Genomic DNA, 21,575 nt, shown 5'->3' with positions numbered 1-21,575 from the left:
ATATCAAAAATAAAATGAACACATCCGACATATCCTGCACAGATATGCAGGGTTGTGTGAATGGACCTAACAGGCTAGGCCGCACGAACACTTCGTTTTTCCAAAATATAACGAATAAGCGGCAGGAAATTCCTGATTAACCTGCTGTACCGCTTTAGCAAATTCTTCTTCCGTATTAGGTACTGTGGCTAAATTATTTGCTTTTTCCTGTGTATCGATGTTCGCACCTGGCGGGACAAAGCTATTTGGTGCAATCTCCACTCCATTGGTAACCACCGCACCAGAAGAAATAAAACTTCCGGCCCCAATAATTGCATTATAGACAATTGCTTTGAATCCTATAAAAACATCATCATCCACCCGGCATGGCCCATGTACCAAGGCACCATGCGCACAAGAAACCCGGTCCCCGATATAAATAGAGTACTTCCTGCTGTTCTTTTCAAAATACTTGTTCTTTAGGCCATGAAGAATTACACCATCCTGAAGATTACTATTACTTCCAATAAAAAATGGAGTCCCTTCATCGGCTCGGATACTCACAAACGGTCCGACATACGTATTATTCTGAATCGTAACATCCCCTACCACAAACGTAAAGGGACTTAAGAATGCAGAACGATCAATACTCGGAAACCTTGGATACGGATTCACAGAAGTCGGTGGATTATAGCCGACATAATAACAATAAAGATTATATGGACCATTCTGATACCCTTGATAATTCCACAAAGCTACCATCTCCTTTATTTTCTAAAATCCTTAATATGTATGTGAATAAATAGCAGTCATTCACAAAAAACTGCATAAATAGGTGAAAATGTATAAATGGTGCCTGTCACCCGAAAAACAGCCAGTGTCCTATTTGGACTCTGGCTGTTTTTCTTTTGTTTCTGTATGGTTTGACTGCTGTTGATTGGTTTTGAATATGTCTTTGGAAAGGGCGTTTAGTTTGTTTACGAAGCGGTTGAATCCAAATCCTACGAAGAAGGCAAAGCTTATTTGGGCATAAGGGGTATCTTCAAAGTCGACGAATTCGATTAGTAGGATACCACTTTGAATTAAAGTGACTGCTACGATTGCTGTACCTGTTGCGAAGATTGGATAAAAGATATACATAATCCATTCCCTGTAGTCGTTTAGTTCATCCTTCATATAGTGGGAACAGAACATATATAAATGTCTCAGTGAGCCTCCAATTGACCCTGCGAAGAAGTAATACAAAAAGATTTTTATGTCATCGATAAATGGCAATGATTCATCAAGTGCTCCTGTCCACACTATGCCTATAGCAATAAAACTCCCAAAAAACAGCAATGAAAGATATAGTAAAATACCGGCTTTTAACCAATTATTCACCCAAATCACCCCGCTTGTGATATTGCATCCTATGTAGCAGGTGATAAGGGCGTGACTGATTTGGATTATATGAGCCCAGTCATTGTTATTTTGCTAAAACCTAAATAAGCAAAAAAAAATGACGTTTGAACAACGTCATTTTTTTTATTTCATCATTGTTACCCAAATAACCACAAGACTGCAGTTCGGTCAGAATCATGGCTCGATTGTGACTCAAAAAGTCGACTAGCCAGGGTTTCAGGCACAATCATGGCTCAATTGTTACCCAAAAAGTCGACTAGCCGGGGATTCGGTCAGAATCATTGCTCGATTGTGACTCAAAAGGTCGACTTGCCGAAGTTTCAGGCACAATCCATGTTGGAAGTATGAAACTACTTGCCTTCCACCACTTCTTTAAATATTTCATAAGAACGTTTTTGTTTTTCTGGATCATAGATGTAAGAAACGGCCATGATTTCATCCACAGCATATTGATCTTGGAAACTTGACAGCTGCTGACGAATGGTATCTTTACTTCCTAATAATGTCACGCTGGACATTGACTTCGCCATTTCTTCTTCCATCGGATTCCAAATTCCATCCATGCTTTTAACTGGGGGCTGTAATGGATTACGTGAACCACGGACCACATTAAGGAAAAACTGCTGCATGGTGGTTTGTTGGAATTTTGCTTCTTCATCACTTTCTGCTGCAATAACATTCAGACATACCATCATATATGGTTTATCTAGATATTCAGAAGGCTGGAATCTCTCCCTATAGATTGAAATGGCTTCTCCCATGAATTTAGGCGCAAAATGTGAAGCAAATACATATGGAAGACCTAAGCTTGCCGCTAAATAAGCAGAATCTGTAGAAGAACCCAGTATATAAATTGGAACATTGGTATCTACTCCCGGATACGCTCTTACATATCCTTGGTGCTCCTCCGGTCCAAAGTATGTTAGCAACGCCTGAACATCCTCAGGGAAAGTATAAACTGAATCATTTTTTGAACGTCTTAAGGCACTGGCTGTCATCATATCGGTTCCAGGTGCGCGTCCAAGTCCAAGTTCGACGCGATTTGGATATATAGTGGCCATTGTGCCAAATTGTTCTGCCACCACAAGTGGTGAATGGTTTGGCAGCATAATTCCGCCTGAACCCACCTTAATGGTTTGGGTATGCTCCAATGTATGTTTAATTAAAATGGGTGTCGCTGAACTGACGAGCGTCGGCGAATTATGGTGCTCGGCAATCCAGTAGCGCTCATAGCCCATTGCTTCTGTAGCTTGAGCCAGACTTACCATTTCCTCGATAGCTTGCTGCGAATTCTGACCTTGACGGATGGGGGCCAGATTTAAAACGGATACAGGTATATTAATAGTTCCCATTGTTAATATTAGTCCTTTCTTCTTAAAGGTATATTTCTATAGTAACAATAGAAATACAGGAAACAAACTTATATGCTCTCAGTTTGCTTACCTAAATTATCCTTTGTAACTTCTGAATAAATGATTCACAGAGTTATGTTGGTTTTCATGCGTACTGCTATTTGGTTTTCATTACGTGTTTCGGCTTCATAAACCCTTTATGAGAACCACTTTTCCTTTCCATCACAAGTTTGGGCTTCATGAACCCTTCATGAGTACCACTTTTCCTTTTCCATCACAAGTTTGGGCTTCATGAACCCTCTATGAGAACCACTTTTCCTTTTCCACCACAAGTTTGGGCTTCATGAACCCTCCATGAGTACCACTTTTCCTTTTCCACCACAAGTTTGGGCTTCATGAACCCTTCATGGAGTACCAATTTTCATTATCAAGCACAAATTCAGGCCTCATGAACCTTTCATTTCTAGCACCAACTCTACCAATCTGGTATTTACTTCCAATCACTAGACTTCTAATTGTCTTATCCGTGTAACTTAACTGTAATACTATTCTATTTTTTCCATTCATAGTAATAGATTTAAATACATTAAACCAACTTGGAGGACTAGAATTATGAAAAAACTTATTACACTGCTAACTTTGACTGCCTCACTCCTATTTGCTGCTCCTGCCTTTGCTTATGACGTAAAACCTGGGGACACGATGTCAAGCATTGCAAGAGATCATCATGTAACCTTACAAGAGTTAGCTGACGCGAATCCGCAAATCTCAAATCTAAATCTAATTTACATAGGACAAAAAATTAATACCCCTGCTAAATCTACTAGAACCAATGTACCCGCCGCCACGCAAAATAAGCCAATGAACACCAGCCTCTCAGATTCAGAAATAGATTTACTAGCAAGATTAGTCAGAGCGGAGGCACAAACAGAACCTATAGAGGGGAAGATTGCAGTCGCTTGTGTAGTATTGAACAGAGTCGAAAGTCCTCAATTTCCCAACAGTATTAAAGAAGTAATCTATGCCCCAGGTCAATTTCAACCTGTAAAAAATGGCCAAATCAATAAGCCTGCTGACCAAGAATCCATACAAGCAGTAAAAGCTGCACTTACTGATAAAAGACAATTTGCCCCTGGCGCCTTATTCTTTTACAATCCGACAATCGCTACCAGTAGGTGGCTTGATGAAAGAGCGACCACTCTTGTAATTGGACAACACGTCTTTAAAAAGTAGAAAAAGGACCAGCTTTGGTCCTTTTCGATAACATTTTAATTAATCTTCTTCTTATCCTTACCAAGGATGATCAACTCATATGGATCATTTCGTACTTCTGTTGCCATCTCGTGTGTTTGAATAAAATCAGTAATTTCATTTTCAATTTCTTCTGCTAGCTTTTTTGCCTCGGGATCGGTAGATTTTAGTGATATTTTTACTTTGATTTGCAATGGCAGTGGATGGAAGGAATAGGATAATCCTGTAACTCTAAAGGCTTTATTTTCATCCAAACCGCCAAATAGGACGTCAAGAACACCACTCTTACCCCATCTTAATTCTTGTTCTCGTGCGGCCATATCGATACTGGTAATTCTATATCTAAATTCTCCATATTCCTTGGTGAGCAATTTTAATTGCTCTTTTAGTTCGTCTACTCTTTTTTCTGTTTTAGGCAATGCAATATAAATAAAGTTTTCTATACTATTTATGCGGACTTCAATTGGGAAAGCAGGCTGGTAATTATTTTTCACTAGCAGGTCTTGTACCTTTCCTTCTAACTCCATGCTTTTTCTCATGTATTCATTTTCCTCAGGAGTGGGCTCCATCGGCTGCCGTAATTCGCCTCTTTTTACTTCAATATCATACTTCCCAAAGTTCTGTGCTACTAATTCATTATTCACTCTTACAATCACTTCGTCTTTCATTGCCTTAACTTCTTCTTTGGTACCGAGTACCTCAATTTGAATTTCTCTGTCTGGTATAGATACATCTAACGTGTTAAAATCATACTTATTTTCATTCATTACATCCCCTATAACATCATATAAAGCATATTTATACTCAGTTTGTTCAATAAATAAGTTAAAATAGGGAATCTTTGCCGTGACTTTTGCCATCCCTAAAGAAACATGTGTAGAGCCTATCAGCAGCAGAAATAACGCTGCCGCGGCTAGAGTAGAATAGCCCCATCTTTTCATTATAATCTTACTTCCTTTACGTTGATTCTTTTCAGGAAGATCTTTTATAGCCCCCAACACATTTTTTTTATGCTTTTCGTTGAAATGCATATGAGCATTCTTCGGATATTTTAATTTATCCTCCATAACTATACCTCCTTCAAAGAACTTTGTAATAATTTCTTGGCACGATGAAGCCTCGTCTTTACCGTATTGGAATTAAGACCTAATAGTTCGGTTATTTCATTGATTGTTAATTCTTCATAGTATTGAAGGATAATGACTTCTCTTAATTTAATGGGCAGTTTCAAAACTCTCTCAAAAATTAATTCCCTTTCTTCTTTATCAAGAATATTGCTCTCAATAGATTTCTCTCCACTTGGAAAAATCGATCGAAAAAAATCTTGATAACTAATGTTACGATGTGACCAGCTTCTAAAGTAATCCTTGCACTTATTAACGGTAATTCGGTAGAGCCAAGTTTTATAGGAAGATTTATTTTGGAAGGTCTCCAGATTTTTGTAACAGCTAATGAAAACCTCCTGTGAAATATCCTCCGCTATTTGTTTTTGTTTAACATACGTAAAAGCGAGCCTTACCACCATATCTCCATATTCATCCATCAGCCAACTGAGTTTGTCTTCTTTGGTTAACTGATCAAACTGAACAGGTGATGAAGCTGCTTCTTTTTTATTCACAAGCATTCATAACCCCCCTCTTTCTTTCCAAACCTTAGACGAAGCAAATTCAAAATCGGTTCCGTAAAAATAACTTTTTTTGTTCATTATGAATGAGTTACCACCAATTCTCGAATAAAATAACCTGCTAAAGTGTCAAAATAGAATGAAAGGAAGTGTGGGATGTCAAACGAAGTTATTATTGAAGAATTAAATACTTTATTAAGAGGTACATATATGGGTATTCGTTCTTTTGAACACTATATCCAAAGAGTTGAGGATGAAGAATTAAAAACACTCTTTCAATCCATGCAGCAAGAAGTTAAGCTGAATGCACAAAAACTTGCAGAGCGGATTCAAAATCTAGGCGGTGTCCCAGCAGATGGTGAAGGATTCTCTGGTACCATGCATAGTTATATGCATAAGGTTATGCTTCCAGATGAAACCAATGAACTGCTTGAGGACGCCTTAAAAGGCCTGGATCATTATGGGGTACAATATTCGGAGGAACTGGTTCGAGGCGACCTTGACCCACAAAGCAGGCAGCTTGCGGAAGAAGTCATTGATACAAGTCGAAAGCAGATTGAGCAGCTGCGGCAATATCTACAATAAATGACGTGTGCGAAACACACGTCATCTTACAGAAATAGTATATTTAAGACAAAAAGAAAAGCCGTCATAAAGACAGCTCGATTTCGGAAAATCAATTCAAAACATTTATTGGTCTTCATATTGGAAATGTCTGCCCTAAAACCAAATCCTTTTATTATAATCATACTCATAGAGATCCATATTATCTTCATTTTCTTTATTTGGGGCACACTCTTCACAAGGTTCTTCCTGCTTGTTATGATCGCATTGTTCGAATATAAGTTCCATGGTTCGTTCCCCTCTCCTAGTTCTTACTATTATTATAATGTAAACGGTTACATTTGTCTCTACTTTTTATAAAAAAAATAGTAGAAATAAATGCAAAAAGGGGGAATAACCCCCTCTTAGTTATAAGTCCACTTTATAGTAATCCTGAGAATGAAAGCTTCTAAATCCACATGATTCATAAAGCCTAAGGGCATTGGCATTTTTAGCCTCAACCTCTAGGAAAATAGAAAAGCCTTTTTCATCTTGCATTTTCACTACTTTTGATAATGCTTTTCTGCCAATTCCTTTTCCCTGGAGCTCCGGAAAAACAGCAAAGCCATAAATCCATGATTCACCGTTCATTTCAGAGAGGCGCATTTTTCCCGCTGCTCTTCCTTCTGCTTCAATTATTAATCGTATGTCTGTAGAAAGGTCTTTGTTTTCTTCTTTATACTGACGGGCTTCTTCCTCATTTAACCCAAAACACTGGACATCAAGTTTGATTTCCGCTTCCACATCTTCTTCAGTAAGTGACGGCCTTATGGCAACAGAATGATCTTCAGGTAACTGTGTTTTTTCCCATTTCATCTGATATTCTACCATCGATAAGGTGCAGGGAATGTTTTTTAAGAAATCTTTGGCAGATTGAGATTCTGTCGGGGCATTTAATAGTATAGTTCTAACATTATGCCTCTTTGCCTCATCAAGTACTTGTTCAAGCAACTTAGAAAATATCCCTCTTCTGCGATAATCCGGGTGCACCATTCCACAAATCTCTACTTTATTTCCAAAATAATAGCTGCCAAGAAAGCCAGCCAGCCTTCCTCCCTCAAAATGGAAGAAGTCCTCTTTCCGATTTCCCGACCTGCTTTCAAGCATATCAAAATTAAGCTTTAACTGAAGTCCGCCCTCAGTCTCACAAATTTCCTGCAGCGTTTTTATATCAACTAATTCTTCTTTTGTTAACATGTATAAACACCTCTGCCCATTCATACAAAATCTATGCTTTTTCTACGGTATTAAACATTTTAATTATTTTCAAACTGTCAATATCTTACTTAAGAGTTTCAGTTACTAAGGATTTTCATTTGCAAGTTTAATAGTGTATCAAGCTTTTTACTAAGTCTAACTGTTTCCTCAGATGTAAAACCACTTGACATTCCAGCAAAAATCATTTGATCTCTTACTAATTCAATATAATCTACTAAATCAATATTCACCAATATTCGCTCCCTATTTCAACAATAAATAGATTCTACCAGATGAAAGCGTATACAATGAAATCATTTCTATCAACAATTTACGACACAAAAAATAACACAAAAACAGAATTATCTTCAAAATTTTCATCGCTGAAACTCAAGGGCAAAGTTTCCTCACATATAAAAGAGGATAGATACTAGGTCTACCCTCGCTTGTTACTTATCCTGGGTTTTACTTTCAACGCCTTCCTTGTTTCCTTTTGCTAACGCTCTACGATCACTTGCCTTTGGGGGTTCTTCCATCCAGCCATTTTCTATCATTAGGTTAGCACCATCTTCAGCATATCTGACAAGTTCGCTTATCATGACAATATATTTTTCTGCAATGTCCGCCCTGGATGTAACACTCAAAGCCGTTCCATAGAAGGCAATAGCAATCTGAGAAGATAGTTGGACCTGATACATCATCCATTTATCTGAAAATGGAGATGTAGTAGAACTCGTTACATGGGATTGCCATGACATCGGTGAATTCAACATTTCTTCACGAAAGATTTTACCAAACGCAGCGATATGTTTATTGGAAATATCCTTGCCTCTATTAATATATTGCCTCACTTTTTTAGATTCTGCGACTTGGCTGAAACCCACCTTTAATGCGACATGCATGTGCATTTTATTCATATTAAAAGTAATATCCCCTATTTCAATCCCCGTTAATGGACGCTTCTCTCCAAACCATCCTGTTAAAAAGCTTTGATGCTTTATAAAGTCAATATTTTCAGCAGGGGTAAGGACTGCCGGCCTTGAAAATAGCCCTTTGGTCAGCATCGTTTCAATGGTTTTGTCAAAAAGCGACACGGTTTCATTATTACAGGCTATGTAGTATTTTCGAAGATCTGCTCGAATAGACGTACTGAGAGATAGGGAATAACCTGTCAGCCCCTGCAGCGACATTATGTATATATAGTACAGATAAAAAGGATCCTGAAACAGGCGGGGGGCATGAATGTTTACATCCTCGTTAGTAAAGCCCTGTGGAATAGGAATTCCTTCTACCACAAAAAACTCCTTCACTTTTTGCACATGTTTTTCTGAAAGCACCAGTGAATCTTTATATATTTCAATAATATCTTCATCTTCTAAGTGTTCAAGTGCGTACTTAATAAAACAAATGGACATGGAGTCAAACATATATTGTGTCCATAAACTAGAAACCTCAGGGGCGGTTAGTGAAATTCGAGTTGAATCCATATCACTCTTCCTTTACATTTAAAAGATTATTCAAAAATTAAAATGATGCTACTTTGAAGATAAGTCCTCACGGTTAATTGCTTTTGGGGGCTGTTCCATCCAACCGTGATCAATCATGATATTTGCCCCGTCTTCTACATATAAAGAAACCTCTGTAAGTGATTTCATATACATCATGGCGATATCTCGTCTCCCATTGACGGCCATTGAGTTGGCAAACGAACGAATCTTAATTGAAAACATATCAACTTTATGGAATAGCATGATTCGATCTGAAAATGGTGAAAAAGTACAATCCGTGACTAAATGATCAATCTGAGAAGGAAATGGTAAATTTTCTTTATGCAGTTTATCTTGAAAACGCTGAACTTCTTTGTCGGTAATTTCTTTACCTTTAATAAAAAATTCTCTAACTTTTTCTTTTTTTGCAACCTGGCTGAAACCAATCAATAGTGCTTTACTGGTAATGTTATTTTCAATATTATCGTACAAATGTGTAATCTCTAACGCATGTAAGGGTCGGATATCGCCAAAAAAGCCGTTTAAATAGTTGCCTTTTTGGATAAAGTCTACTTTTGTTGGCATAGGTATTGTAGGTGCCTTTATGAAATATCCTTTTTCCAATAAGACATTGTTAATCTGCCCTAACAAAATAGTGGTGGTGCTGTTACAATGGATGAAAAATTCACGTATATCCTCCCTCATCACTAACGGAACGGCAATCGCATATAAGCTAAGACCAGCTTTTGCAGCATATTTCAGATAATGAACGTAAAATTGATCTTCAAAGAGTCTTGGAGCCCCAAGATTAACGTCCTCAGCTGTAAATCCTACTGGAACGACAATCTTTTCTTTAGTGAGAATCTTCTCTATGGTTTCCATAAAATTAACCGTGAGATTGTAACCATTTTCTAGTAAGGTTTTAACATGCTCATCTTCTACATTTTTAAGAAAATAACTCAAAATCTTGTTAGACATACTATTTCCTACATATGTAGCCCAAAGCTTTCCCAATTCAACAGCAGTAAAAGGCTGATCAGGGCTTAATTTATCTGAGCTTATGTTAATTGGTTTCATTAAATCCATGTTAAATCCCCTTACCCTTAATTTTCCTTTAGTTTTTACATCCCTGCTTGAATATATTCTGATAGCTTATTAATTAATGGGTTCATAAAGACAAAAATAAGTAAAAATGAAAAAAACGTTTCTGTCTATACAGAAACGCAGCTTAATAATTCCTTGGCTAATTTAGAAACTTTTCCTTAAATATTGGGCTAAGTTCACTCCACACGTCGAATTTATTTCCGTCAGGGTCATAGAAAACAAAGTTTTTCCCACTATGACCGCGGTTTTCGATTTCTCCTACTCTAACTTCTTTTTCCTTAAACTCTCGATGAATGTCTTCAAGAGCTTTCAGTCCATCCACTTCAAATGTGAGGGAGAAACACTCTTCACCGTATGTATTATAGAAGTTGGCATTTTGATTTCCTTTTGCCTTTACAAGAAAGATACTTTGATTTGCCATATTAAGTATCGCTTTATCATTATCTTTATAGTTTAATACTGCTCCTAATTTAGTTACATACCAGTCTGATGAAAGGTCTACATTACTCACTGGTAAATAATTAGTTCCAACCCTTAGTAATTTTTCTGTCATTCCCTTTTCACCTCAATAGAATTAATAAAATTTTGCCCAATCTATATTCTTATTCGCCTTTTAACTAAATTTTCCTTTTTACATCTTCTAAAGAATAGACAAATGGTCTTTATACTTGGTAAGATGTCTATTAAACATAACCATAAATTTATTAGGTTGTTTAGCACCGCCTATTATAAAAAAGGAGTACATGTAATGTTTTTGACAAAGCTTCAACAAGAGGAGAAAGAAGCATTCCTTGAGCTAGCCTATTTAATGGCTGCAATTGATGGGAATTTATCGGTATTTGAGAATCCAGTTATCTCGAAGTATCAGAAAGAAATGGATCTTGAGGACTATCAAATAAAAGGATTAGCGATAGAGGATATTCTTAAGGTTTTTAAAGAAGAACGTTCCAAACATATTGTCTTAACTGAAATCCTTCGATTAGTATATTCAGACGGAATCGTTCATGAAAATGAACAAGAATCAATCAATTTAATTAAAGAACATTTCGGCTTCGACGCTGATAAATATGCTACTTTCAAGGACTGGATTGTAGGAATAAAAGAATTAGCTAATTATCCCGAACATGAATAGGTAAAATAGAAAGAGCAGCGCGCAGTCGCTGCTCTTTCTCATTTTCGACCTTTTCGTAAAAGATAAAGGTTTTTCTTTATTTCTTTTTCAAGGCTGAGGAAAAATCTCTGTATTCCTTGGTTTGCCCCTCCATTTATAACGCGCTCTGCTGCCCCTGACATAGTTCCTGTGACTTTCACTTCAGCCTGGATAGTGAGCTGGGTGCTGCCTTGTTGGTCATTAAAGAATAAATGTGCATCACCACTAATTTCCCCTAAATTTCCTTTTCCCTGCAGAAGCAGATGATAATAAGACGAAGCCTGTTCTTTATCCAAGTTAACCTCGAGCGCAAAAACATCTTTTAGAGGACCTATGTTAATGTCAATCTCAGCTCGATACAATCCAGTTGTGCTTTTGACAATCGTCCTGCAGCTTGGGATTGCGTTTCCTAAAACTTTTTCATCCTTGATGTACTTCCAGACAATTTTCCCGGGCAAACCAAAAGTATGTTGGTATTCAATTTTCAAAGGATCCCCTCCATTTTGAAGGTCTACAAGATAAAATATTCATTTAACAGATGAATATTCAAATTTTTTAATCTGAGGGTCCTTTAAGCTCATGATTATCTTTTCCCACAAGATAGGTTAGATCCACTCAAGTACTTCAATACGGTTTCCAAACGGATCAGCTGTATAAAAACGATTTGCCCCCGGAAGATTATCATCTTCAATCACTTCAACACCGCTGGCAATTAAATGCTTTTTCAAAGCTTCAATGTTTTCTACTTCAAAAGCAGGATGTGCTTTTTTAGCTGGCGCAAAAGGTTCCTCGACACCTATATGTATCTGGATATTTCCATTACGAAACCAAACTCCGCCGCGTTTTTTCAGTTCCGTTGGTTTTTCCATTTCCTCAAATCCTAATATATCTATAAAAAAACCCCTTGCCTGATTTTCACAGCCTTTTGGAGCCGCTAATTGAATGTGATCAATGGCTCTAAAACGATACATAAAGAAACTCCCTTTCAAAAAAGATTTATTATATACAATTTTCGCCACAACTTTATAAATTCCTCCTGCCGCCAACATACAACCTAACTATAAAAAATTGACCGAACTTATGATAAGTCCGGTCATTCTTTCATTAATATGGATCTGCTTCATGTCCCATTTGTTTTGCTTTATCCGTCGCATCATCAGCGTCAGCTGTACTTGTGTGAGTGGTTTCCTCTCTCATTTCCATAGCTTTCGCAACTCCATCTCTAACACGCTTTCCGTAATCTTCATCAGCATGTGTAAAATACTCAATCATTTTATTTTGGATTTCAGGTCTGCATACTTTCAGTGAGTCGACAAGATTGCTTATGAGTTCATCTCTTTCCCAGTCTTCGAGATTCCTGTACGTTTCGCCGGCTTGGCCAAAATCATTGGGACGATCAATTTTTTCACGGACCAATTTGTCATTATAGTGTGGTTCGTGGACTTTCCCTACTTGTTCTGCTTCCTTTAGTCCTCCGATCATAGAAGGCTCATAGTTTACATGTGGATTTTGACCTGAATCCACAGAATATGACATTTGGCCGCCGCGCTGATTGGTTGCTACACGCTTTTTAGGTGCATTGATAGGAAGCTGTAAATAATTCGCTCCTACGCGATGACGCTGTGTATCCGAATAAGAAAAAGTTCTTCCTTGAAGCATTTTATCATCAGAAAAATCTAATCCGTCTACCAGTACTCCTGTACCAAACGCTGCCTGCTCCACTTCATTAAAATAATTTTCTGGATTTCGGTTAAGTACCATTTTCCCTACTTTTAAAAATGGAAACTTGTCTGTTGGCCATAATTTTGTATCATCTAATGGATCAAAATCCAGCTCAGGATGGTAATCGTCACTCATGATTTGAACGCAAAGCTCCCACTCAGGATAATTACCATTCTCAATCGCCTCATACAAATCCTGTGTAGCATGACTCACATTTTTGGCTTGGATTTGTTCTGCTTCCTTTTGGGTAAGATTCTTGATTCCCTGTTTCAACGGTTCCCAATGGTACTTCACTAAAACAGCTTCTCCCTCTGCGTTGACCCATTTGTATGTATTTACACCTGATCCCTGCATTTGGCGGTAATTCGCTGGTATTCCCCATGGAGAGAATAAAAATGTAACCATATGTGTTGCTTCTGGTGTCCCAGCAAGAAAATCAAACATTCTTTCCGGATTGCTTAAATTTGTAACGGGGTCGGGCTTAAACGCATGAATCATGTCAGGAAACTTCATTGCGTCACGGATAAAGAATATTTTAAGATTATTTCCAACAAGATCCCAGTTTCCATCCTCCGTATAAAATTTCACCGCAAAGCCTCGAGGATCCCTTGCTGTTTCTGGTGACTCCATCGCTCCTGCCACCGTGGAAAAACGAACGAAAACAGGTGTGCGTTTTCCCGCTTCCTGGAATAGCTTTGCTCTTGTATATTTTGAAACGGGCTCATCTCCTGCTGTCCCATACGCTTCAAAATATCCATGTGCACCAGCTCCACGAGCATGAACCACCCGTTCTGGGACTCTTTCACGATCAAAATGAGATATTTTTTCAATAAAATCATAATTCTCAAGTGTGGATGGTCCGCGATTTCCTACTGTTCTAATATTTTGATTATCTGTCACAGGATGACCTTGGCGATTTGTTAAGGAATCTGCGCTTTCACCCGTCCCAAGATTTTTTTCGTCCACCTTTACCCCTCCAATAGTAAAAATAATACTATTTAATTATTTCCAGCAGGTTGATTTATATGTATCCGTAATCAAACAGCAGACACATGCAAAAGGACTAATCTCATCTCGAGACTAGTCCTCACACTAAAAGTTAAAGATTATTCATTTTCATCTTCCTCTTCTTCGTCCTCGTCCTCCTCATCCTCATCTTTTTCTTTCCTATCCTTATCTTTATCTTTTCTTTTTTCTTTTTTCTTTTCCTTATCTTCCTTCCATCCCTTACCTTTTCCTCTTTCTCTCTTCTTCTCTTCTTTCTCTTTTTCTTTCCTAGCTTTTTCTTCTTTTTCTCTTAGCTTTTTGATTTCGCTATTATATTTTTTCTCAATACTTGATAAAGCAAATTTTTCATCACTTAGCTCTGAACCTGACCTAGCTAGTATTTCTTTAAATATAACAGGAGTAGTTCCACTGCTTGATGTGGCTAGATAATGATTTTCGTCGGTTTGATCATAGCCAAGCCACACTGCACCGACAATTTCGGGAGTATAGCCAACAAACCAATGATCCTTCGTTCCGCCGTTAGTCGCAAATGGCAGCTGGGTAGAACCTGTTTTACCTGCAATGTCGAGACTTTCCAAGAATGCCTTCTTCCCAGTACCTTCCTCCACTACACCCTTTAACATGTAAGTAATTTTTTGGGTCACTTCTGGTTTTGTCACGATTGTTGATTTACTTTTCCATTTTGCAATAACCTTTCCATCTACATCTTCAATTTTACTGATGGAATGTGCCTCTTCCATCGTTCCATTGTTTGCGAATGCCGTATAGGCTTGTGCCATAGCTAACGGAGAGGTCCCTTCATTCATCCCTCCAAGTGCAATCCCCAGAGAATGATCTTTTTCATGTAAAGGAATACCGAAGCGCTCCACTGCCTTTGTTCCTTTATCCAGGCCTATTCTGTTTAACAGCCAAACTGGTGGAACATTGTAAGAGTTAATTACCGCATCATACATCGTTACCTCGCCTCGGTATTGCTTATCGTAATTCAACGGCTGATATCCGCCAATATTCAGCGGTCTATCTTCTAATATATCAAAGACTTCATACCCTTCTTCTAAGGCAGGTGTATAAACAGCCAATGGTTTCATCGTCGAACCAGGCTGCCTAATTAATTGCGTGGCATGGTTAAAGCCTAAAAAGGTATGTTCCCCTCTACCTCCAACAAGAGCTTGAATGCCGCCGCTTTTAGGATCAATCAAAATAGCCCCGCTTTGGAGCAGCTGATCCTCTGGACTCGCCGGGAAAAGATTATCGTTCTGATAAACTTCCTCTGTCGCCTTTTGAATGGCAGGATTCAATTCTGTGTAAATATGTAGTCCACCTGACAGAATTTCATTCTGGGTCAACTGATATTTCTTCATTGCCTCTTGGATAATGTGGTCCACATAATATGGGTATTTGCCATCATACTCGTCTTCCACTTTTTCTTCATTTAACACAACTGGCTCTTGCTTTGCTTTTTCAACCTCGTTTTGGCTAATGTATCCTTCGTTTTCCATTAATGCTAATACAAGATTTCGCCGCTGTATTGATTTTTCCATATTTTTAAAGGGTGAAAGTATGGAGGGAGCTTTAATAAGCCCAGCGAGTATGGCCGATTCGCTTAAGGTTAGCTCACTTGCTTCTTTTCCAAAATAGATTTTCGCCGCACGTTGAATTCCCCATGCGCCCTCGCCAAAATAGATTTGATTTAAATACCTTTCCATGATTTCGTCTTTTGAGTAGGTACGTTCAATTTTTTTCGTTATAATCAGCTCTTTGACCTTCCGTGTATAAGTTCGCTCATGTGTTAGGAAGGCATTTTTAGCAAGCTGCTGTGTAACGGTACTCCCGCCTGCAACAATGTCACCGCTCACCAAATTTTTGAAGAAAGCCTTCATAATCCCAAAATAATTGATACCATTATGCTTGTAAAAACGTTGATCCTCTGTTGCGATGACCGCATGTATGACTTCATCAGGAATTTGCTTTATTCCTACACCTTCAATTTTTGAATTAGAGATCTTACTCGCAATCTCCCCATTCTGATCATAGATAATCGTTGGCTGTGGTGCCGGCTCATTTAATTTACTCACATCACTGGTCCATATAAAGATATTAACGATGAAAAGTCCGCATAATACCATAAGGATTCCTGCTATAAACAACTTTCTCACTAAACCCTTTTTAAGAAACTGACTCCAGTCTCGATTTTTAGACGCCTTTCTTTGCTGTCTCTGCTCCATTCGTCCCACGTCTATACCACCTTCAACTTTAAGCTTTCACTATCATTTTGCATATTGATTAATAGTAATACGAAATTCCTTAAAGTTAATGAGAAATAAGTCTTACATTAAATAGTTCAAAAAGCTCAATATTCGCAAATAATTTATCGAATGTTACATATAATTATCTGCGTTGGAAATGATTGTACTAGGGATTAATTTATGGAGGTATTATATGGAGATAGATAAGAAAGTTAAGATTTCCTCTGCTGAACTTGCTCAGCTATGGGCGCAATATTTGAACGATAGCGGAAGTGTTTGTGTACTTAGGTTTTTTTTAGAAAAGGCAGAGGATCCAGAAATAAAACCTATTATTGAATTTGCATTAAAATTATCTATAACACATATTGAAAAATTAACAGTCTTTTTTAAGGAGGAAAACTATCCTGTTCCCTATGGCTTTAAAGTTGAAGAGGATGTTGACTTAAGCGCTCCCAAATTGTATTCAGACAGTTATGTGCTTAATTTTATTCACCAAATGTCAAAAATTGGGCTAACCAATTACTCAGCCAGTGTTGCCTCGGCAGTAAGAACAGACATAACCGATTATTATATGGAATGCTTGTCTGAAACGATGCAGCTATATAAGGTTTCAAAGGATGTCTTATTGGAAAAAGGTCTTTATGTAAGGTCCCCGGCTATATCTTCTGAGAAGGTTGAATTTGTAAATAAACAGGCATTTCTGTTTGATATTATTGGGGAAAAAAGACCGTTAATTGTCGCAGAGGTATCAAACCTCTATGCCAATACGCAGCGGAATATTTTAGGTGTGGCTACACTAATAGGATTTAGTCAGGTTGCTAGAGACAAAGAAGTTACCAAGTTTCTCCTAAAAGGCATTGACATCGGAAAAAAACACGTTAAACTATTCGGTTCTAAATTAGAAGAATGTAATCTCCCGGTTCCCGCTAGTTTATCTGCAGAAGTAACGACAAGTACGGCTTACACATTTTCTGATAAACTGATGATGTTCTTCACAACGGGACTCATCGCATTAAGTATCGGGTATTACGGTACAGCTGTTGCGCAAAGTCCTCGGATGGATTTGGGGGTTATGTATAACAGACTATCTTTAGAAGTTCAGATATATTCTGAGGATGGCTCCAATATCCTAATCAACAATAAATGGATGGAACAGCCTCCGATGGCTTCTGACCGTGGTGAATTAGGCAGTGAAGAAAAATAAACCTTTCATCAAAAAGAAGCCGGTTTTTAATCACCGGCTTTTCTCTGTGTTTATAAGTATAATCTTCGTTATTGCTGAAGCTGGTTTTCTTGATTGATCTTGGCTCGAACGTGATAAGATTCGAGATATTGGTATTCTTTCTCCAGGTCACTTAGGGTCCATTCATATAGATGTCTATCTTCCTTCTTAAATACACCAATTTTAAGCAGTTTATCAATAAGAAATTGTCTTCTTTGCTGAACGGCATTTCTCAGAACATTGTTCATCTACGCAGCACCTCCAAATATTTACAGCACATAATCCATATCTGATTTTACCCTGTTGTTTTTTGCCTGTGTGTCGAACGACAGCGAATTTACCTACTCTTCATTCAAACTTTATCTGTACTTAACAAAAGAAAACGATTTGTATTATTTTTAATGTACTAATGCAAGCCTTATACATATGACTATGCAAAAAAAAGCCCGCCTAAGTATTTAGGCGGGCTTCAGGCTGTTGAAAAGCTCTTGAAAGTCTTTTATTTTGGCTCTTTTTGTGTAGAATGTTGTTTTTTGTTTACAAATGGACCGTTCCTTTCCGCTACAGGTGCTTGCTTTCCGCGGGGAGGAAGTCGAGCCTCCTCGACGCTGCGCGTCTGTGGGGTCTCGACTTTTCCTCTACATCCCGCAGGAGTCAAGCACCTTTCGCTCCAATCCACTCTTTGCAACAATATTTGAGCGGAAATCAACAGGCCGTTGGGCAGGCAAAAAATAATAATTACCGAGAAAGATACCTTTCTCGACAATCTGAAGCCCGCCTAAGTATTTAGGCGGGCTTATCCATTATACGCCGCGCTTATTCCCCCAAAGCAGGGCATGTAGCTGAGGCAGTACTTTGACATTATTTAGCTGACTGTCTTCTACTATTTGGCTAACGAGCCACTCATATTTATTCAGCAGTTTTAGAATCAGTTCTTGGTTATTAAAATTAGTGATGTCGTCGTTCCCTGCCTGGAGATAAAATGGGATGCCTGCGTATCTCTTATGTACCATTTTTGCATAATCAATGTCACCTTCATCGAAGATTACGACTTTTAAACTAACGTTATTTTCAAACTGATTTTCATCTAGGTTAATAAAAATAGAATCAAGTATGTCAAAATTCGTTTCCATTTTTGAGCTCGGCGGCTTTGGTGAAATCGTTAGTTCATCGATTTTCAAAAACCAATCCTGCCATCTGCTGCCCTGGGTTTCAATTCCAATACTAATCTGATTTTCTTTTAATATATCAATCAGTGAATCTAGGTTTTTTAACAATGCAGGGTTCCCCCCTGAAATGGTAACAAAGGAGAATTTGTCCCCGCCTAAAGCTTTTAATTCTGCCCAAATTTCCTCTGCAGTCATTATTCTTATATCATCTTTGGCACTGCCGTCCCAAGTGAAGGCGGAATCGCACCAGCTGCAGGAATAGTCACAGCCAGCGGTTCGGACAAACATCGTTTTTTGTCCAATTACCATCCCCTCGCCTTGGATTGTCGGACCAAAGATTTCTAGAATTGGAAGTTTACTCATTCCTCCATCCACTCCCTTCTTGCCTCAGCATAGCTGGTAGGCGTTTCATACAGCCGGACAAATTCCACTCTAGCACCGTGGAACTGATCCTTATTCATTTCTTTGGTTAAGGCTTCCTGCATTTTCTCATAAATCCAAACCACGATATTTTCAGCTGTCGTATTCATAGGAGGCAGTGTTTCATTTAGGTATCGATGATCCAAGTGTATTTCTATTTCATTCTTCCAAATGTTTTTGATATCACCAAAATCCATCATTAACCCTCTAGCATCCACATAGCCGCTAATTCCAAAGATGACTTTATAGGTATGGCCATGCAGGTTCTTGCATTTCCCTTCATAGCAGTGTAAATGGTGGGCAGCATCAAAGGTAAATTCTTTACTCACCAACACACGCTTTGAATGATATTTTAGTTCCTTGCGCTGAATGTCTTCATCTATTTTCTGCAGTTTATCAACAATTCTAAATCCGTACATTTTTCGTCCTCCCGCCTAGGAAGTCATTCAGTCCCCGCTTTCTTAACACACATGCAGGACATTCACCGCAGCCGTCAGAAATCACGCCATTGTAGCAGGTTAGTGTTTTTTCGCGTACAAATTCGAACGCATTTAATTCATCTGCAAGTTCCCACGTTTCAGCTTTATTAAGCCACATTAATGGTGTGTGGATTACAAAGTCATCATCCATGGAAAGATTCAACGTTACATTAAGCGATTTGATAAATACATCGCGGCAATCTGGGTAGCCGCTGAAATCTGTTTCACAAACTCCTGTTACTAAATGCTTAGCACCTACCTGACGGGCTACTATTCCGGCAAATGTTAGGAATAGCAGGTTACGTCCAGGGACAAATGTTGAAGGAAGTTCACCCTCTTCGCCATCACTCACTTCAATATCGGACCGTGTCAGCGCATTGGGTGCCAGCTGATTTAATAAAGACATATCGAGTATATGGTGTCTTACACCTAATTCATTGGCTATATTTTTGGCACATTCAATTTCTAAACTATGCCGTTGATTGTAATCAAATGTGACTGCTTCCACCTCTTTAAATTGTTGTAACGCCCAAAATAAACAAGTAGTGCTGTCCTGCCCGCCGCTAAATACGACAATGGCCTTTTCATCTTTTAACATGTTTAAGGAAACTCCTTCCAAAATAGAAAAAGCAGTACCCCAAGATAGAAGTACTGCTTCATCTTAGTTTTTTTAACGAGGGGTGCTAGAACCTCTATTCATTTTATGTTTGTATGATACCATAAAAAAAATGAAAATTGGAACCTAAAATTTTTATTTGACGTTTTTGCCCATGTCCTTTATCATATGGAGAAGATAATACCCGTACTTACACGGGAGAGGTTCATAGCTGTTACCCTCTATAAAAAACTATGGATACATGACTTTATGCCATGTCCATAACTGGACATGGCTTTTTGTTTCTATCAAATTAGTTGTTATAGAATGATTGCTTGGGCTCTCTGGAATAAACATTTACTGGAGGTTTTTTTATGTCAGGCCGCAGCCACGAAGAAGGATTAAAAGATTTAACACTACTAGGAAATCAAAATACACAATACTCATTTGAATATGCTCCAGAGGTTTTGGAGTCAGTCGATAATCTTCACCCTGAACGTGATTATTTCGTAAAATTTAATTGCCCGGAATTTACTAGTCTTTGCCCGCTTACTCATCAGCCCGATTTTGCAACGATGTATATTTCATATATCCCGAATAAAAAAATAGTAGAGAGCAAATCTCTAAAACTCTATTTGTTCAGCTTTAGAAATCATGGTGATTTCCACGAGGACTGTGTAAATATTATCATGAACGATCTTATTAAGCTGCTAGACCCCCGTTACATTGAAGTCTGGGGTAAATTCACACCGCGCGGCGGCATCTCTATTGACCCATGGTGTAACTACGGTAAACCAGGCACAAAGTTTGAAGAGATGGCAGCCTTTCGTTTGATGAACCATGATCTTTATCCAGAAAAAGTAGATAATCGATAAGACATAAATTGAAAACTATTTTTAATACAAATTAAATAGTCTTGTAAACCTTTAACATTTTCCATGTGATACATTGAGTTTAGTAGTTATTAGACGAATGAGAATGAGTTGATTAGATGTTAAATGTTAAAGAAGTGACAGAACAGCTTAGAGCTGAGGGGATTACGGATAGTGAGCAAGTGGTCATCCGCTGGATTCTCGATGGAAAAATCAAGGCTAGAAGGACGAAGCATCTCAATCTAGATTACTCTATAAATCCTGTTGATCTAGCATCCTTTATCTTAGAAAAGAAGATTGAGAGCAAGACGAAGCAGTTCGGAGTAGATTATCACCAATGGGAAAAAACCTTTCGTGAAAATCAAACCTTCAAAGAGGAGATAGATCAATTAAGAGCCTCATTAAGGATTGAACAAGCAAAAAATAGATCACTCAAAAGAATGCTGAAAGCTGAGTATGAACTCTCAGAATCGCCGCCGCCACTGACTCTAACCACGATATTAGGCTTAGAGGCTGATAGTGATAGTGAGGTGATTAAGAAGGAGTATAAAAAGATATTAAAAGCGCTTCATCCGGATCGAGGCGGAGATGATCGACTTTTTAAAGTGTTTTATGATCACTACACAAATATTAAGGATTCAGCCAAAAGCTGAATCCTTTTTTACATGAATACCACTTTTCGTTTTTATCCTTG

Annotated in this window: 25 protein-coding genes and 1 riboswitch; of the genes, 6 read left to right on the top strand and 19 right to left on the bottom strand. The window is 38.1% G+C overall.

Annotation, left to right across the window (positions count from 1 at the left end):
* Positions 1 to 66: 66 nt before the first annotated feature.
* From H0184_RS16145 to H0184_RS16135, 3 genes are all read right to left on the bottom strand, one after another.
* Positions 67 to 732 (bottom strand): LbetaH domain-containing protein, encoded by a 666-nt coding sequence (locus tag H0184_RS16145; protein ID WP_260631604.1) that lies wholly within the window; start codon positions 730 to 732, stop codon positions 67 to 69.
* A 129-nt stretch (positions 733 to 861) separates the two neighbouring features.
* Entirely contained in the window at positions 862 to 1,359 is a 498-nt protein-coding gene (locus tag H0184_RS16140) for a hypothetical protein (RefSeq protein WP_221827023.1), read from the bottom strand.
* 371 nt (positions 1,360 to 1,730) lie between these two features.
* The gene (locus H0184_RS16135) at positions 1,731 to 2,732 is read right to left on the bottom strand and encodes an LLM class flavin-dependent oxidoreductase (protein WP_221827022.1); all 1,002 of its coding nucleotides are present in this window, start codon (positions 2,730 to 2,732) and stop codon (positions 1,731 to 1,733) included.
* Between the two features lie 612 nt (positions 2,733 to 3,344).
* Here H0184_RS16135 and H0184_RS16130 point away from each other — a divergent pair.
* Positions 3,345 to 3,965 (top strand): cell wall hydrolase, encoded by a 621-nt coding sequence (locus H0184_RS16130; RefSeq protein ID WP_221827021.1) that lies wholly within the window; start codon positions 3,345 to 3,347, stop codon positions 3,963 to 3,965.
* A gap of 35 nt (positions 3,966 to 4,000) precedes the next feature.
* Here H0184_RS16130 and H0184_RS16125 read toward each other — a convergent pair whose 3' ends face one another.
* Positions 4,001 to 5,050: a DUF4030 domain-containing protein gene (locus tag H0184_RS16125; RefSeq protein ID WP_221827020.1), complete on the bottom strand. Its 1,050-nt coding sequence runs from the start codon at positions 5,048 to 5,050 to the stop codon at positions 4,001 to 4,003.
* A gap of 2 nt (positions 5,051 to 5,052) precedes the next feature.
* Positions 5,053 to 5,607, bottom strand: coding sequence for a sigma-70 family RNA polymerase sigma factor (locus tag H0184_RS16120; RefSeq protein ID WP_221827019.1), 555 nt, complete (start codon positions 5,605 to 5,607; stop codon positions 5,053 to 5,055).
* Between the two features lie 156 nt (positions 5,608 to 5,763).
* Between H0184_RS16120 and H0184_RS16115 the strand changes: the two genes are divergently transcribed.
* Entirely contained in the window at positions 5,764 to 6,192 is a 429-nt protein-coding gene (locus H0184_RS16115; protein ID WP_221827018.1) for a PA2169 family four-helix-bundle protein, read from the top strand.
* 135 nt (positions 6,193 to 6,327) lie between these two features.
* On the opposite strand, the gene H0184_RS27730 is transcribed toward H0184_RS16115, so the two are convergent.
* The 6 genes from H0184_RS27730 to H0184_RS16090 all read right to left on the bottom strand — a co-directional run bounded on the left by H0184_RS27730 (position 6,328) and on the right by H0184_RS16090 (position 10,551).
* Entirely contained in the window at positions 6,328 to 6,459 is a 132-nt protein-coding gene (locus H0184_RS27730) for a hypothetical protein (protein ID WP_260631603.1), read from the bottom strand.
* A 120-nt stretch (positions 6,460 to 6,579) separates the two neighbouring features.
* Positions 6,580 to 7,407 carry a GNAT family N-acetyltransferase gene (locus H0184_RS16110; protein ID WP_221827017.1) on the bottom strand — a complete coding sequence of 276 codons (828 nt, stop codon included), beginning with the start codon at positions 7,405 to 7,407 and terminating at the stop codon, positions 6,580 to 6,582.
* A 98-nt stretch (positions 7,408 to 7,505) separates the two neighbouring features.
* On the bottom strand, positions 7,506 to 7,658 hold the full coding sequence (locus H0184_RS16105) for an aspartyl-phosphate phosphatase Spo0E family protein (RefSeq protein ID WP_313771776.1): 153 nt from the start codon (positions 7,656 to 7,658) through the stop codon (positions 7,506 to 7,508).
* Between the two features lie 198 nt (positions 7,659 to 7,856).
* Positions 7,857 to 8,894, bottom strand: a complete 1,038-nt coding sequence (locus H0184_RS16100) for a DUF3231 family protein (protein ID WP_221827016.1) — start codon at positions 8,892 to 8,894, stop codon at positions 7,857 to 7,859.
* A 48-nt stretch (positions 8,895 to 8,942) separates the two neighbouring features.
* Positions 8,943 to 9,980, bottom strand: coding sequence for a DUF3231 family protein (locus H0184_RS16095; protein ID WP_221827015.1), 1,038 nt, complete (start codon positions 9,978 to 9,980; stop codon positions 8,943 to 8,945).
* Positions 9,981 to 10,137: 157 nt separating this feature from the next.
* A complete protein-coding gene (locus H0184_RS16090; RefSeq protein WP_221827014.1) occupies positions 10,138 to 10,551 on the bottom strand; it encodes a VOC family protein in 414 nt (137 codons plus the stop codon).
* Between the two features lie 195 nt (positions 10,552 to 10,746).
* Here H0184_RS16090 and H0184_RS16085 point away from each other — a divergent pair, with 195 nt between their 5' ends.
* A complete protein-coding gene (locus tag H0184_RS16085; RefSeq protein ID WP_221827013.1) occupies positions 10,747 to 11,130 on the top strand; it encodes a hypothetical protein in 384 nt (127 codons plus the stop codon).
* A gap of 38 nt (positions 11,131 to 11,168) precedes the next feature.
* Here the strand turns inward: H0184_RS16085 and H0184_RS16080 are convergent, their stop codons facing one another.
* The 4 genes from H0184_RS16080 to H0184_RS16065 form a co-directional block, all read right to left on the bottom strand.
* Positions 11,169 to 11,636, bottom strand: coding sequence for a CoxG family protein (locus H0184_RS16080; protein ID WP_221827012.1), 468 nt, complete (start codon positions 11,634 to 11,636; stop codon positions 11,169 to 11,171).
* Between the two features lie 117 nt (positions 11,637 to 11,753).
* Entirely contained in the window at positions 11,754 to 12,119 is a 366-nt protein-coding gene (locus tag H0184_RS16075; RefSeq protein ID WP_221827011.1) for a VOC family protein, read from the bottom strand.
* Positions 12,120 to 12,252: 133 nt separating this feature from the next.
* Positions 12,253 to 13,836, bottom strand: a complete 1,584-nt coding sequence (locus H0184_RS16070; protein WP_313771775.1) for a catalase — start codon at positions 13,834 to 13,836, stop codon at positions 12,253 to 12,255.
* A gap of 140 nt (positions 13,837 to 13,976) precedes the next feature.
* On the bottom strand, positions 13,977 to 16,103 hold the full coding sequence (locus H0184_RS16065) for a transglycosylase domain-containing protein (protein ID WP_221827193.1): 2,127 nt from the start codon (positions 16,101 to 16,103) through the stop codon (positions 13,977 to 13,979).
* A gap of 214 nt (positions 16,104 to 16,317) precedes the next feature.
* On the opposite strand from H0184_RS16065, the gene H0184_RS16060 reads away from it, so the two are divergent.
* A complete protein-coding gene (locus H0184_RS16060) occupies positions 16,318 to 17,328 on the top strand; it encodes a DUF3231 family protein (RefSeq protein WP_221827010.1) in 1,011 nt (336 codons plus the stop codon).
* Between the two features lie 68 nt (positions 17,329 to 17,396).
* On the opposite strand, the gene H0184_RS16055 is transcribed toward H0184_RS16060, so the two are convergent.
* From H0184_RS16055 to queC, 4 genes are all read right to left on the bottom strand, one after another.
* Complete coding sequence (locus H0184_RS16055; protein ID WP_221827009.1) at positions 17,397 to 17,594, bottom strand: Fur-regulated basic protein FbpA; 198 nt, start codon at positions 17,592 to 17,594, stop codon at positions 17,397 to 17,399.
* Positions 17,595 to 18,149: 555 nt separating this feature from the next.
* The gene (gene queE, locus H0184_RS16050; protein WP_221827008.1) at positions 18,150 to 18,878 is read right to left on the bottom strand and encodes a 7-carboxy-7-deazaguanine synthase QueE; all 729 of its coding nucleotides are present in this window, start codon (positions 18,876 to 18,878) and stop codon (positions 18,150 to 18,152) included.
* On the bottom strand, positions 18,875 to 19,354 hold the full coding sequence (gene queD, locus H0184_RS16045; protein ID WP_221827007.1) for a 6-carboxytetrahydropterin synthase QueD: 480 nt from the start codon (positions 19,352 to 19,354) through the stop codon (positions 18,875 to 18,877). Before queD ends, queE begins: the two co-directional genes overlap by 4 nt.
* Positions 19,341 to 20,012: a 7-cyano-7-deazaguanine synthase QueC gene (queC, locus tag H0184_RS16040; protein WP_221827006.1), complete on the bottom strand. Its 672-nt coding sequence runs from the start codon at positions 20,010 to 20,012 to the stop codon at positions 19,341 to 19,343. Before queC ends, queD begins: the two co-directional genes overlap by 14 nt.
* Positions 20,013 to 20,224: 212 nt before the next feature.
* A riboswitch (PreQ1 riboswitch) is annotated at positions 20,225 to 20,271 on the top strand.
* 112 nt (positions 20,272 to 20,383) lie between these two features.
* Here queC and queF point away from each other — a divergent pair.
* Together queF and H0184_RS16030 are read left to right on the top strand one after the other, a co-directional pair.
* A complete protein-coding gene (gene queF, locus H0184_RS16035; protein WP_221827005.1) occupies positions 20,384 to 20,884 on the top strand; it encodes a preQ(1) synthase in 501 nt (166 codons plus the stop codon).
* A gap of 116 nt (positions 20,885 to 21,000) precedes the next feature.
* Positions 21,001 to 21,534, top strand: coding sequence for a J domain-containing protein (locus H0184_RS16030; protein ID WP_221827004.1), 534 nt, complete (start codon positions 21,001 to 21,003; stop codon positions 21,532 to 21,534).
* The last annotated feature ends 41 nt before the right edge of the window (positions 21,535 to 21,575 follow it).

Origin of the sequence: Neobacillus niacini (assembly GCF_019749295.1) — a bacterium.
Taxonomy (GTDB): Bacteria; Bacillota; Bacilli; order Bacillales; family Cytobacillaceae; genus Neobacillus; species Neobacillus niacini_D.
Note: the sequence above shows the minus strand (reverse complement) of the source record. Positions and strands in the feature narration are given on the sequence as shown.

Coding starts and splice junctions, on each gene's coding strand:
- H0184_RS16090 (WP_221827014.1), bottom strand. CDS start 10,551: ATGACAGAAAAATTACTAAGGGTTGGAACTAATTATTTACCAGTGAGT.
- queD (WP_221827007.1), bottom strand. CDS start 19,354: ATGTACGGATTTAGAATTGTTGATAAACTGCAGAAAATAGATGAAGAC.
- H0184_RS16055 (WP_221827009.1), bottom strand. CDS start 17,594: ATGAACAATGTTCTGAGAAATGCCGTTCAGCAAAGAAGACAATTTCTT.
- H0184_RS16095 (WP_221827015.1), bottom strand. CDS start 9,980: ATGGATTTAATGAAACCAATTAACATAAGCTCAGATAAATTAAGCCCT.
- H0184_RS16135 (WP_221827022.1), bottom strand. CDS start 2,732: ATGGGAACTATTAATATACCTGTATCCGTTTTAAATCTGGCCCCCATC.
- H0184_RS16085 (WP_221827013.1), top strand. CDS start 10,747: ATGTTTTTGACAAAGCTTCAACAAGAGGAGAAAGAAGCATTCCTTGAG.
- H0184_RS16130 (WP_221827021.1), top strand. CDS start 3,345: ATGAAAAAACTTATTACACTGCTAACTTTGACTGCCTCACTCCTATTT.
- H0184_RS16110 (WP_221827017.1), bottom strand. CDS start 7,407: ATGTTAACAAAAGAAGAATTAGTTGATATAAAAACGCTGCAGGAAATT.
- H0184_RS16100 (WP_221827016.1), bottom strand. CDS start 8,894: ATGGATTCAACTCGAATTTCACTAACCGCCCCTGAGGTTTCTAGTTTA.
- H0184_RS16030 (WP_221827004.1), top strand. CDS start 21,001: ATGTTAAATGTTAAAGAAGTGACAGAACAGCTTAGAGCTGAGGGGATT.
- H0184_RS16115 (WP_221827018.1), top strand. CDS start 5,764: ATGTCAAACGAAGTTATTATTGAAGAATTAAATACTTTATTAAGAGGT.
- H0184_RS27730 (WP_260631603.1), bottom strand. CDS start 6,459: ATGGAACTTATATTCGAACAATGCGATCATAACAAGCAGGAAGAACCT.
- H0184_RS16075 (WP_221827011.1), bottom strand. CDS start 12,119: ATGTATCGTTTTAGAGCCATTGATCACATTCAATTAGCGGCTCCAAAA.
- H0184_RS16125 (WP_221827020.1), bottom strand. CDS start 5,050: ATGGAGGATAAATTAAAATATCCGAAGAATGCTCATATGCATTTCAAC.
- H0184_RS16120 (WP_221827019.1), bottom strand. CDS start 5,607: ATGCTTGTGAATAAAAAAGAAGCAGCTTCATCACCTGTTCAGTTTGAT.
- queE (WP_221827008.1), bottom strand. CDS start 18,878: ATGAGTAAACTTCCAATTCTAGAAATCTTTGGTCCGACAATCCAAGGC.
- H0184_RS16060 (WP_221827010.1), top strand. CDS start 16,318: ATGGAGATAGATAAGAAAGTTAAGATTTCCTCTGCTGAACTTGCTCAG.
- queC (WP_221827006.1), bottom strand. CDS start 20,012: ATGTTAAAAGATGAAAAGGCCATTGTCGTATTTAGCGGCGGGCAGGAC.
- H0184_RS16065 (WP_221827193.1), bottom strand. CDS start 16,103: ATGGAGCAGAGACAGCAAAGAAAGGCGTCTAAAAATCGAGACTGGAGT.
- queF (WP_221827005.1), top strand. CDS start 20,384: ATGTCAGGCCGCAGCCACGAAGAAGGATTAAAAGATTTAACACTACTA.